Raw genomic sequence first — 12,606 nt, 5'->3', positions numbered from 1 at the left:
ACATAAACTTGTCGATTTGTGGGGGTAGGAATTTGTGGAAATTCCCCACTTGTTGAAAAATTTCTCAGGAACGACTGAATCAATTAACAAAGAGAATTTAAATGATTCAAACCATTTATGCCATTATACGGCCTGATTTATCTCAAACCTCTTGAACATAACAGCAAAAAGAACCGAGCTCAAGCAGGCAAGAACACAGAGAGTGACAAAGGTCGAAAAGTAGCCCATCCATTCTGACATAGGTATGGCTAATGGGGCAACCATTCTTCCTATCGTATAACGCAAGCTTGCCGCTGCGAAGTATTGTCCGCGCATGTTATCCGGGGCCAGTTTGGAAATGAATCCCTGTTGTATGCCGGCTGTCATCAGTTCTGCAAAAGTGAAAACTGCCATCGCAAGGATAAGCCCCCAAATCCAACTGGTGAGCCCAAACATGAGCATGGATCCGCCATATATGAAAGAGGAGAGGACGAACACATTTTTTTCTTTATAGACGGACATCCATTTCGTGATGACAATGGTCAGTAGCGCAACCAGGAATCCGTTTTCGGCAATCAAAAACCCGAAAATTTGTTCTCCTTCCAAGTCCAACGACCAGTCAGCTATAGCAAAAAGGGTTTGTGGCTCAATGGTTTCCTTCACATAAACAGGAATCAGCAACTCAAGCTGCATAAAGGTTTGGGCAACTAAAACACCTGCCAAAATGAACAGCAAAAAGGTTTTATCCTGGAGAATGACCTTGTAATCCTGCAATTGGTGGAGCAGGAAACGAAGCCAGTTCATATTGTCTGCAGACACTGCATGTGCTTTATAGGCTGGCGATGTTTCTGAAATCCACTTATAAAGAACGAATCCTAATAATGCATTTAGAACACCGGCCGCCAACAGGAGTTCAAATCGATGATCCGCATAAAATATCCCGCCCAATATCGGTCCGATGACGACGGCAATATTGGTGGATGTGTAAAAAATAGCAAACACGCTGCTGCGGTCTTTTTCACTAACGACATCAGCAACCATTGCCTGGCTTGCGGGCCAATATAATGAGCCGAAGATGCTTACAGCGGTAAAACAAACAAAGCCAAGTAACGGGGAATTGTACCAGGGGGAGCTTGCATAAGCAAAAACCAAAAAGGATACACCCTGGCCGATTGACGAGATAACCATCATTTTTTTTCGTCCAAAGCGATCAGCAAAAAAACCTCCCAGCAAATTTGCTACAACTGAAAATACTTGTGAAAAAACAAGCAGCAAACCAGCCGTCGTCTTTCCGAAAGATTCCGTGAAAAAGATAGCCAGGAAGGGGAAAAACATCCAAAATGTGATGTTTACAAGCGATTCTCCACCTAGCCGGACTTTTAGATTATTGTCCCAGTCTTTAAGACGCATTATAATTCCTGCTTTCTTTTATTTTCCAAATAAATCATACCTTTATACATCCGTTTTAAACAAGACAATTTCATGAAAAAAGTTTGGAATTCAAGCGGAATGAAAACAGTGTCGGATTTACAAGATATTTCCCGGAGAATATCTATTAAAACTCTGCGGTTAATGGTAATTTAAAAGAGCCTCCAGCGAGTTCCATGCTGAAATCACCCCGTACCATTAATTTATTATTTGAAGTAAAGGGCTTTGCTTCTAAATCTAGACAGCCGAGCAAATCCGGTTGGAAATACAATTCAATCTCGGAGAACGTTTCCGGTATCCGTTGGACAATTTTATTAAGCTCAAGTCGTTTGCGGCTTATTATGTCATAGAGCTTTAATGCTTCTCCATTTATCTCGGCCACAATAACAGTCTCTAGCTCCTCACAGTAATAGAGTTTTTCATGGAAGTAAGGATTGTACATATTTAGGTAGAAAGAAGATTCGTATGACAACGGAAAAAATAGATGGCTAGTAGGCTCCCTTGTCTCAAAGAGGTTTCGTAAAACCTCTACATCATTTTCATCAAAAAAATTTAATTTTCGAAATGGACGCTCCTTTTTAACAGCAACGGTACTGGAAGCAGCAGTGAAATAATGCTCCTGAATGACCCGGAAACCAAATGGTGTATATAAATCAGGTTTGTCGGTATACAAAAAGGCGACTTGTGCCTGCTTATCCAAATCGGTAAGCATGAGTTGAAACAATTGCTTCATTAAGCCTCTGCCTCTGTATTCCGGATCTGTCATGACCGATTGGATGCCCGCGCCTTTTATCCTTTTTCCTTCGATCAATAAAGGCATAGCGAACATGGACACATTAGCGACAGCTTTATCACCATCAAAAAATGTGTAAGGAGTATAGTCCGGGTTCCAAAAGCCGCTTGCATAAAAATCTTCTAGAATGCCAGCCTCAATTCCAAAAACTTTCTCAAAAAGCAGGTATAACTTTTCTCTTGTTGAATCGTCAGTTGAGTAATACGTTAATAGATTCATGGTTTCTCCTTTGCGTTTCTTCATTTAAGTTTCATTATAAAATGAATGAAAAGAAAATTATATGTCTTTAAAAATGATTGTTTACAAATCTATTGATGTGTCACAATATATAGAAAAACGAGTTGCGGGGTGAACAAGAAATGGGGAAGGCTGCCCACTGGAATAATCGTGAAAATATCCTGTCATTAATTAAACGGCTTGTGAGAGTGCCAAGCATTTCCGGCACAACAGGGGAGAATCAAATGGCGGACGAGCTTGTTTCCATCTTGAAAGAAATTCCCTATTTTCAGGAAAACCCAGATTTGATTTTTGAGAAGAATATAACGGGAGATTCGTTGAATAGAAAATCCGTTGTTGCTTTACTGAAAGGGAAGAAAGGGAAATCTGCTAAAACTGTCGTATTATTGAGTCATTTTGATGTTGTTGGGGTGGATGATTACGGTCATTTGAAAGACTATGCTTTTGATCCCGATCAATATACGGAGAAATTAAAAGATACAATCCTTCCAGATGATATTCGGGAGGAACTGGATTCAGGAAACTGGCTGTTCGCCAGAGGGATTATGGATATGAAGGCGGGTCTTGCCCTGCAGATTGCGCTGCTGTCGGAATTAGGAGAGGATCAGAACTTTGAGGGTAATATCCTGCTTGTGTCGACTCCTGATGAGGAAAGGAATTCTGAAGGGATGTTTGCCGCAGTTGAATGCTTAAGCGAGCTGAAGGAGCAGCACGGTCTCGAATATAATCTATGCATTTGTTCAGAGCCCTCCTTCTCCAGTTATCCGGGGGATCAATCTAAATATATTTATCTCGGATCGGTAGGCAAGCTGCTGCCGCTTATATTCTGCAACGGCAGGGAAACACATGTTGGCGAGCCGCTTGAAGGTGTTAATGCCACGTGGATGGCTTCGGCATTCACAGCAAATATGGAGCTGTCGGAGCTGTTTCTCGAAGAGTCGGCCGGGGAGCAAAATCCGCCGCCGACCTGTCTGAAACTCACTGACTTAAAAGAGCATTACAATGCCCAGACTCCTACGCAGGCGTATGTGCTGTATAACGTGTTAACATTGCGGCAAACACCTGCGGAAATATTGGAGAAGCTGAAGTTGGTAGCGGAAGAAAGTTCGAAAACGATTCATTCAAAAATGAGCAGGATGTACAAAGATTCGAGGGGAGAACCAGTACGTGATTTAAAGCCAAAGGTCTTGACGTACTCGATGCTTTATAATCTTGGTAAAGAGCGCTTTGGAGAAGAGTTTGAGAGTGAGATGGCCGGTATACTCGAACAGGATACGAACGCTGAATTCGATTACCGCCAGCTGACTGTGGAAGTGGCGAAAACCATCAGCAGCTATTTTCAAGATATGGCGCCTTTTTATCTCATCATGTTTGCTCCGCCATATTACCCCCATGTTTCCTTGCAAAAGGACAGCGACAGGGATGAAAAGGTGCTATCAATCGCCGAGGCCATCATCGATGAGGCCAAGGATACGTACAATGAAGAGCTGAAGCTAAAACAGTTTTTCACCGGATTGTCTGATGTCAGCTACTGTAGGCTAATGGATGCCGATCGAGTCATCCCTTCGCTCGTTAGCGAAATGCCTTTGTATGGGAAAAAGTACAAATTGCCGCTTAAGGAAATAGAAGCATTGGATATCCCAACCATAAACCTGGGACCATACGGCAAGGATGCCCATAAAAGGACGGAGCGATTAGAGCTTACATTTTCAACCGAAACAGTGCCTGAATTGTTAAAGTATGCTCTGCGTACGGTGCTTGATTTTTGAATAATAACAAAAGGCCGTTCGAATATGAACGGCCTTTTGCGTTTTTATATTTAATTCGCTACATTCAGCAGTTGATAGGCTTTGGTAACCGCTTCTTCTGAAGGTGGTTCAACATCTTGAAGCGGATATTTTAGACCAAGTGCTTCCCATTTATATACACCAAGTTTATGGTATGGCAGGATTTCGACTTTCTCCACGTTCGTCAGCGTGTGGATGAATTGTCCGAGCTTCATCAGGTCTTCCTCACTGTCAGTGATACCAGGAACCAGCACATGGCGGACCCAGACAGGGATTTGCTTATTTGATAGATGCTTGGCAAATGTAAGGATATGGTCGTTATATTTGCCTGTCAGCTTACGGTGTTTTATCCGGTCAATATGCTTAAGATCGAGAAGAACAAGGTCAGTATATTTAAGCAGTCCATCAAGTTCTTGTAAAAATGCAGGGGTATCTGAAAAACAGCCGCCTGACGTATCCAGGGCAGTATGGATTCCAAGCTCTCTGCATTGCATAAAAAGCTCTTTTACAAACGGAATTTGCAGCAGTGGTTCGCCGCCGCTCACCGTGATTCCGCCGCCGGATGCCCGAATGAAAGGAAGGTACGCTCTCAAGTCATCGATCATTTCTTGCGGTGACATACTTTTTCCTTTTCCAATGCCCCATGTATCGGCGTTATGGCAATATTGGCAACGCAGGAGGCACCCCTGGGTAAAAACGATATAGCGAATGCCCGGTCCGTCAACTGTTCCGCATGTTTCTACTGAATGTATATTTCCGTTCATAATGATACCCCTCCCGCATCTCTCCCTGGAAAAGGCGGAAGAGATGTCTATTATAAGCTTTCATGGAATGTACGGTTGATTACGTCAATTTGTTGCTCCCGTGTCAGTTTAATAAAGTTTACCGCATAGCCGGAAACCCGGATGGTCAACTGAGGGTATTTTTCAGGATGATCCATTGCGTCCAGCAACGTTTCACGGTTGAAGACGTTTATGTTTAAGTGATGTCCTTTTTTCTCAGAATATCCGTCCAAGATAGCGGCAAGATTGTTTTGCTGAATTTCATCTTCTTTACCTAACGCTTTTGGAACCATAGAGAACGTATTGGAAATACCGTCCAGTGCATGCTTGTAAGGAAGCTTGGAAACGGATGCTAGAGAAGCGAGCGCTCCTTTCGTGTCTCTTCCATGCATCGGGTTTGCCCCTGGCGCGAATGGTTCACCGGCGCGGCGTCCATCGGGAGTGTTCCCTGTTTTCTTGCCATAAACGACGTTTGAAGTAATCGTTAGGACAGACATCGTATGAACGGAATTGCGATACGTAACATGTTTGCGAAGCTTTGTCATAAAGTGTTCGACAAGATCAACAGCGAGACTGTCCACTCGTTCATCGTTATTCCCGTATTTAGGGAAGTCGCCTTCTGTTTCAAAGTCGACGGCGATGCCGTTTTCATCGCGGATCGCTTTTACTTTTGCATATTTGATGGCGCTTAAGGAATCGGCCACAACGCTTAGCCCGGCGATGCCTGTAGCCATGGTGCGCAGAATCTCTGTATCATGCAGCGCCATTTCAATACGCTCGTAGCTGTATTTATCGTGCATAAAGTGAATGACATTCAATGTATTGATGTACAGCCCGGCTAGCCATTCCATCATCGTGTCGAATCGTTCCATCACTTCGTCAAAGTTAAGGTATTCGCCTGTGATAGGCGCAAGCTTCGGTCCAGCCTGGATTTTCTGCTTTTCATCGACCCCGCCATTGATCGCATAGAGCAATGCTTTCGCAAGGTTCGCGCGGGCTCCAAAGAACTGCATTTGTTTCCCTATCCTCATCGCGGATACACAGCAGGCGATTCCGTAATCATCGCCATATTCTTCAATCATGATATCGTCATTTTCATATTGGATTGAGCTTGTTTGGATCGACATTTTCGCACAATATTTCTTAAACTCATCAGGCATGTTCACGGACCATAAGACAGTCAGGTTCGGTTCCGGTGCCGGACCTAAGTTATCCAATGTGTGAAGGAAGCGGAACGAGTTTCTCGTAACCAATGTCCGACCATCAATCGCCATGCCTCCGATAGATTCGGTTACCCAAGTAGGGTCTCCGCTGAACAACTCATTGTAATCCGGTGTTCTTGCGAATTTTACTAAGCGGAGCTTCATGACGAAATGGTCTACCAGCTCCTGCACTTCTTTTTCGTTAAGTGTGCCTTCTTTAAGATCGCGTTCGATATAAATATCTAGGAAGCTGGATACCCGTCCAAGGCTCATCGCGGCTCCGTTTTGTTCCTTGATGGCAGCCAAATAGGCGAAATACAGCCACTGGAAAGCTTCGCTCGCGTTGGTTGCGGGTCCGGAAATGTCATATCCATAAGAAGCAGCCATTTTTTTCAATTCGTTAAGTGAACGGATTTGCTCCGACAACTCTTCTCTAAGACGAATCACATCTTCAGTCATCGTTTTAGAAGTGCTGGCTAACGCTTCTTTCTTTTCTTTAACGAGACGGTCAATCCCATAAAGCGCCACTCGGCGGTAATCGCCGATGATTCTGCCGCGGCCGTAGGCATCCGGAAGTCCGGTAATAATCCCGACCTTGCGCGCAAGCTTCATTTCTTCCGTATAAACATCAAAAACTCCCTGATTATGTGTTTTGCGGAATTCTGTAAAAATCCGTTCCACTTCTTTATCCAGTTCGTACCCATATGATTCCAGCGATTGCTGGGCCATTCGGATTCCGCCATATGGCTGTAATGAACGCTTGAACGGCTTGTCAGTTTGGACACCTACCACTGTTTCCATATCTTTGTTCAAATAGCCTGGGCCGTGGGAGGTAATGCTGGAAACAATTTCTGTATCCATATCCCAGACACCGCCATTTTCACGCTCTTGCATGGTCAAATTCATAACCTGCTTCCACAACCTGCTTGTCGCCTCTGTAGGGGCTTCCAAGAATGTGTCATTGCCGGAATATGGCGTAATATTCTTCAAAATGAAATCCCTTACGTTTACTTCTTTTTGCCAGTTTCCATCTAAAAAACCTCTCCATTGATTCATAATCCTTACCACCTTTTTAAATAAAAGTAATAAAACAGTTTCGGAAAATTCAATGTAACAGTTTACACTTTTATCATACTGCTTTTTAGAAATAGTGGGAAAGAAGATTGTGAAAATTTTGTGAAAATTGAATAGTACCAAGATTATTTAGAAGGTAAGTTGCCGTTTTATTTGGTGGAGAAGAACGTAGATGGAAGTTGAATTAGAGAACTGTACTACTATTTGTATTAGGAACTGTTACATCTCGCTCCTGTATTAAAACAAAATCCAGGACCTCGATTGTCCTGGATTTATTTCTATTCTTTAATCCTATTTTTAAATGCTTCCAGTGCAACCATATCTGGTTCTTCGTGTTCCCCGATATGGGCTTTCTTAGGTGACGTGCTGTTTTGCGGAAAATCTCCTGGATGCCCTTTTTTTCGGGAATTAAAATGCTTGCCTCTGCTCATGAAATCCTCTCCTTTAATAAGTTGATTTAATGTTAGTTTGGCTAATATGAAGACAGATTATGTTCATGAGGTCTCAACCAATTCGTGTTTATAAATTAAACAAATTATTTGAATAGCTTTCTTTTCAAAACATTCCAATCAGGGGATGTTTTTCTTTTGGTTCCTATGAACGGGCCAATTTTAAATTCTTTTGTTTAATTTATTGAAAAATCCTCATTTTTTTTCTTTTTCTTCCGATATAACAAAGAGATTAGAAAATTAATGAATGGGTGAGTTGTATGGATAAAGCATCGATAATTGGGGTTTTGCTTGGAGTGATTGCGGTTGGAGTGGGGATGGTTATAAAGGGTGTAAGTCTTTCATCACTCCTCAATCCTGCGGCGATATTAATTATCATTCTTGGAACAATAGCCGCTGTTACAACAGCCTTTCCAATGTCAGAGCTGAAAAAAGTTCCCAAGTTATTCAAGATTCTCTTTACAGAACGCAAGCTTACGACACCAGAGGAATTGATTAAAACCTTCTCTGAATGGGCAGTTGTCGCGAGAAAAGAAGGGTTACTTGCCTTAGAAGGCATAGCCGAACAAGTAGAGAACCAGTTTTTGAAGAATGGATTGAATCTGGCTGTTGAGGGCCAAAGCGCGGATTATATACGAGATATATTAACTGAAGAGATCGATTCAATGGAAGAAAGACATCGGTCAGGTGCTGCCATTTTTTCTCAGGCAGGTACATACGCACCGACATTGGGGGTATTGGGGGCCGTACTCGGACTGATTGCCGCCCTTAGCCATATGGATGACACCGCTGAACTTGGCAAAGCCATTTCCGCTGCATTCGTTGCAACATTATTAGGGATATATACGGGATATGTTTTGTGGCATCCATTTGCCAATAAGCTCAAGCGAAAGTCACAAGAAGAAATACTATTGAAGCAGATGATGATAGAGGGGATCCTTTCGATTATTGAAGGGGAAGCTCCACGGACAATTGAACAAAAATTAACTTCTTATTTGCCGGCTGAGCAACGGAAAAAATGGCTTGAAGGCAGCGTGAAGCAAGATGGCTAGGCGAAAGAAACAAAAACATCACGAAGAACATATGGATGAATCGTGGCTGGTGCCGTATGCGGACATCTTAACTCTTTTGCTGGCTCTGTTTATTGTTTTATTTGCCTCCAGCTCAGTGGATGCGAATAAGTTCAAGCAGATGTCTAATGTATTTAGTGAAATCTTCAGCAGTGGCACTGGGGTAATGGAAAATCAGAGCCCGGTTAGTAATGATAATCCGTCTACCTCAAAAGAAACAGAACAAGCTATAAACGAGCAAAGCGCAAATCTCGGAAAGCAAGAGGAAAAGGAATTAGCCAAAATTCAGCAAAGAGTGAATCAATATATTCAACAGAAACAGCTTCAAGACCGATTAGGCACATCATTAACCGGGGAAGGTTTGCTCGTTACCATCCGTGATAACGTCCTTTTTCAATCAGGAAGCGCTGATATTAGGCCAGAAGACAGAATCATTGCTCAAGAAATTTCTGAATTGCTGGTAATGGACCCGTCGAGAAGCATTGTCATTAGCGGTCACTCTGATAACATTCCTATTCAAACCAATCAATTTGATTCGAATTGGGATTTGAGCGTGATGCGTGCTCTCAATTTTATGAAAATCATGCTTGAGAATGAGAAACTTAAGCCGGAGTGGTTTAGTGCAAAGGGATATGGAGAATTTAAACCAGTAATTTCTAATGAGACCGATAAAGGGCGTGCGCAAAATCGCCGGGTAGAAATTCTAATAATGCCAAGAGGAGTAGATGACGGGCACCGTCCATAAAAGGATGGTGCCTGTTGGTATACTCTCCTGGATCTGGAAGTGAAGAAAATGCAGAGAACTAATATAAATGTGATGGAAGAAATCGTTGATACGCTCGTAAACGAGTTGATGTCAAGCGAAGAATACCAAATGTTCTGTAGCTGCGAGAAATGCATAAAAGATATTAGTGCATTAAGTTTGAATAATCTTCCAAATCAATATGTAACGACTGATGAAGGAAGAAAACGAATGAATGAACAGTTGAATACTGAGGAAAACAGAAAATGGATTAATAAACGAATCATTAATGCCATTCATGTAGTGGGCAAATATCCGCAGCATGATAGGTAATGTCTCGTTATTTTTGAATGTATAATTGACAGCCGCCGGGAAATATTACTCTTTGTTAATAAAAAAATAAGGAGTGATACACATGCCATACGGTGCTCACGAAACAATGGAAGTCCATGAAATATTAATGGAGAAAATTAATATGATCACGCACTTCAATTTTTATGCGACAGAAACACAGAATCAGCAATTGATTGATATGATCATTCGGCATCAGCAAGAAGAGATTCGTTCATATAATGAAATCGTCTCATACACGCATGATTACACAAGCTTTAAGCCAGTACCACCTAACACGAATATTAGAGAAATTCAACCACAGGAGATACGGTACGGTTTAAACAATCCCCCACAGGTTACACCTGAGGTTGATGCAATGTTGAAAGATTCGGAAATTGCAACAGCCATGCTCTGCTGCCATAAAAATGCAGCCAGGAACGGGATGTGGGCAACGCTCGAATGTGCCGATCCAAACCTAAGAAGCATGCTGTTGAACAGTGCTGCGAATTGCTCGAATCAAGCATACGAGGTTTTCTTATTTATGAATGAACAAGGGCAATACCAAATCCCTACCCTGAAAGACCATACGGCAAAGACGTTTATTCACAGATATCAACCCGCAAATGAAGCCCTGCAGGCCCAATATGGCATGAAGCCTGGCCAAGGCGTGGGGAATCAAGGCCAAAATACAGGGTTTGCAAGCCAGAATGCCGGGTTTGCCAACCAGAATGCAGGATTTGGTCAAAATGCCGGGTTTGCTAATCAGAATACAGGACTTGGTCAAAATGCCGGGTTTGCTAATCAGAATACAGGATTTGGTCAGAATGCCGGGTTTGCTAATCAGAATACAGGATTTGGTCAGAATGCCGGGTTTGCTAATCAGAATACAGGACTTGGTCAAAATGCCGGGTTTGCTAATCAAAATACAGGACTTGGCCAAAACACCGGAATCTCGGGCCAAAATAAATCTACCGCCGGTAATGCCGCAAGTACAGCTTCTTCACAAAGCATTTTATATGGTGGCAATCAAGGATATGTAAGATAACTCAATGATCGTTTTTCTATAAGGAAGCAGGATTAAGAACTTGCTTTTGAACTGACAAACCACCTACTTTCGAAGTTGGGTGGTTTGTTGTCGTTATACCTTCTTCCTGCTCTCGGATTGATATTTCACGTTTATAATTCGAGGCAAAGGGAACAAAAAGAAGGTGAACATTATTAAATCAGCGATGAGGAGATGGATATAAGATGGGCAAGAAGATAGCTTGTGTAGTGACAAACATGTTTGAGGACTCTGAATACTCAGAACCGGCAAAAGCTTTTCAAGAAGCGGGACATACTGTGGTAGCGATTGAAAGAGAAAAGGGCAAAACCGTTAAGGGAAAAAATGAAGAAGTCACAGTAACAATTGATGAAAGCATAGACAATGTTACCCCTGCTGATTTTGACGCATTATTCATCCCGGGCGGATTCTCGCCTGACCTGCTTCGGGAGGATGAGCGCTTCGTAACATTTGCCAAAACATTCATGGATGAGAAAAAGCCAGTATTGGCAATCTGCCATGGCCCACAGCTGTTGATTACGGCGAAAACGCTGGAAGGACGCAGCGCAACAGGCTATAAATCGATCAAAGTGGACATGGAGTACGCGGGTGCAAACTACAAAGACGAAGAAGTGGTAGTTTGCGGAAATCAGCTTGTCACAAGCCGGGATCCGCATGATATCCCAGCATTCAACCGCGAATCTTTAAAATTGCTTCAATAAGCTAATAAGGGGATTCCGGCATGGCCGGAGTCTCTTATTTAAACTTTCTCTTTCCCCGATTTTAAGGCTTGCCAGTGGCGCGTTTCTTTATATGTATATCACCCCATCCATTTCTCCTACATAGAAATACATCAATCCTTAAATATTCAAATCCTTGCTCATTTGAAGTAGAATAGAAAAATAGAATGTAAACAAAGGAAGTGTCACGATTGATCGTATTGAAGTCACAACGCGAAATCGAGGCTATGCACGAGTCTGGTAAGATCTTAGCAGCATGCCATAAAGAAATCGCGAAATTAATTGCGCCTGATGTTACTACATGGGAAATTGAAGAATTTGTCGAAGCTTTTCTAAAAAAAGCGGGTGCCAAGCCTGAGCAAAAAGGATATAAGGGCTATGAATATGCCACCTGTGCCAGCATCAATGAAGAAATCTGTCACGGATATCCGCGGAAAGCTCCATTGAAAAACGGTGATATCGTAACCATCGATATGGTTGTAAACTATAATGGTGCTCTTTCCGACTCAGCCTGGACCTATAAGGTGGGCGACATAACAAAGGAAACAGAGCATTTGCTTCACGTTACTAAGGAATCTCTATACAAGGGTATTGAACAATCTGTTGTTGGCAATCGGATTGGCGATATCGGCCATGCGATCCAAACATACGTGGAGTCAGAAGGGTTCTCTGTCGTACGGGATTTCATTGGACATGGAATCGGTGCGGTCATTCATGAAAAACCGGAAGTGCCTCATTATGGGCTGCCTCATAAAGGTGCGCGGTTAAAAGAGGGCATGGTGTTTACGATTGAACCAATGGTCAATGTCGGTACTTATAAATCCGTAAGAGATGCAAACGGCTGGACAGCTTCAACTGACGACGGCAAATATTCCGCCCAATATGAACATACCATCGCGATTACGAAAAACGGTCCATTGATCCTGACCGAACAATAAGAAAAAAATC

General features: G+C 42.6%; 12 protein-coding genes. 7 read left to right on the top strand and 5 right to left on the bottom strand.

Annotation, left to right across the window (positions count from 1 at the left end; genetic code table 11):
- Window positions 1–123: 123 nt before the first annotated feature.
- Both LQ216_RS07200 and LQ216_RS07195 read right to left on the bottom strand, forming a co-directional pair.
- Complete coding sequence (locus tag LQ216_RS07200; RefSeq protein ID WP_230128385.1) at window positions 124–1,389, bottom strand: MFS transporter; 1,266 nt, start codon at window positions 1,387–1,389, stop codon at window positions 124–126.
- 145 nt (window positions 1,390–1,534) lie between these two features.
- On the bottom strand, window positions 1,535–2,419 hold the full coding sequence (locus LQ216_RS07195) for a GNAT family N-acetyltransferase (protein WP_230128383.1): 885 nt from the start codon (window positions 2,417–2,419) through the stop codon (window positions 1,535–1,537).
- Between the two features lie 140 nt (window positions 2,420–2,559).
- Here LQ216_RS07195 and LQ216_RS07190 point away from each other — a divergent pair, with 140 nt between their 5' ends.
- Entirely contained in the window at window positions 2,560–4,206 is a 1,647-nt protein-coding gene (locus LQ216_RS07190; protein WP_230128382.1) for a M20/M25/M40 family metallo-hydrolase, read from the top strand.
- A gap of 50 nt (window positions 4,207–4,256) precedes the next feature.
- On the opposite strand, the gene pflA is transcribed toward LQ216_RS07190, so the two are convergent.
- From pflA to LQ216_RS07175, 3 genes are all read right to left on the bottom strand, one after another.
- Complete coding sequence (pflA, locus tag LQ216_RS07185) at window positions 4,257–4,988, bottom strand: pyruvate formate-lyase-activating protein (RefSeq protein ID WP_230128380.1); 732 nt, start codon at window positions 4,986–4,988, stop codon at window positions 4,257–4,259.
- A 50-nt stretch (window positions 4,989–5,038) separates the two neighbouring features.
- Window positions 5,039–7,264: a formate C-acetyltransferase gene (gene pflB, locus LQ216_RS07180; protein WP_230128378.1), complete on the bottom strand. Its 2,226-nt coding sequence runs from the start codon at window positions 7,262–7,264 to the stop codon at window positions 5,039–5,041.
- Between the two features lie 296 nt (window positions 7,265–7,560).
- Entirely contained in the window at window positions 7,561–7,713 is a 153-nt protein-coding gene (locus LQ216_RS07175; protein ID WP_230128376.1) for a hypothetical protein, read from the bottom strand.
- Between the two features lie 278 nt (window positions 7,714–7,991).
- Here LQ216_RS07175 and motA point away from each other — a divergent pair, with 278 nt between their 5' ends.
- From motA to map, 6 genes are all read left to right on the top strand, one after another.
- Entirely contained in the window at window positions 7,992–8,783 is a 792-nt protein-coding gene (gene motA, locus LQ216_RS07170) for a flagellar motor stator protein MotA (protein WP_230128374.1), read from the top strand.
- Window positions 8,776–9,546 (top strand): flagellar motor protein MotB, encoded by a 771-nt coding sequence (gene motB, locus LQ216_RS07165; protein WP_230128372.1) that lies wholly within the window; start codon window positions 8,776–8,778, stop codon window positions 9,544–9,546. Before motA ends, motB begins: the two co-directional genes overlap by 8 nt.
- A 48-nt stretch (window positions 9,547–9,594) precedes the next feature.
- On the top strand, window positions 9,595–9,876 hold the full coding sequence (locus LQ216_RS07160; RefSeq protein WP_230128370.1) for a late competence development ComFB family protein: 282 nt from the start codon (window positions 9,595–9,597) through the stop codon (window positions 9,874–9,876).
- Between the two features lie 82 nt (window positions 9,877–9,958).
- Complete coding sequence (locus LQ216_RS07155) at window positions 9,959–10,921, top strand: spore coat protein (protein WP_230128369.1); 963 nt, start codon at window positions 9,959–9,961, stop codon at window positions 10,919–10,921.
- Window positions 10,922–11,124: 203 nt separating this feature from the next.
- Window positions 11,125–11,640, top strand: a complete 516-nt coding sequence (locus LQ216_RS07150; protein ID WP_230128367.1) for a type 1 glutamine amidotransferase domain-containing protein — start codon at window positions 11,125–11,127, stop codon at window positions 11,638–11,640.
- A gap of 209 nt (window positions 11,641–11,849) precedes the next feature.
- Entirely contained in the window at window positions 11,850–12,596 is a 747-nt protein-coding gene (gene map / locus LQ216_RS07145) for a type I methionyl aminopeptidase (protein ID WP_230128365.1), read from the top strand.
- The last annotated feature ends 10 nt before the right edge of the window (window positions 12,597–12,606 follow it).

Origin of the sequence: Bacillus sp. CECT 9360, from assembly GCF_918741275.1 — a bacterium.
In the GTDB taxonomy this organism is placed as follows: domain Bacteria; phylum Bacillota; class Bacilli; order Bacillales; family DSM-1321; genus Peribacillus.
This window is presented reverse-complemented; position numbering and strand designations above follow the sequence as displayed.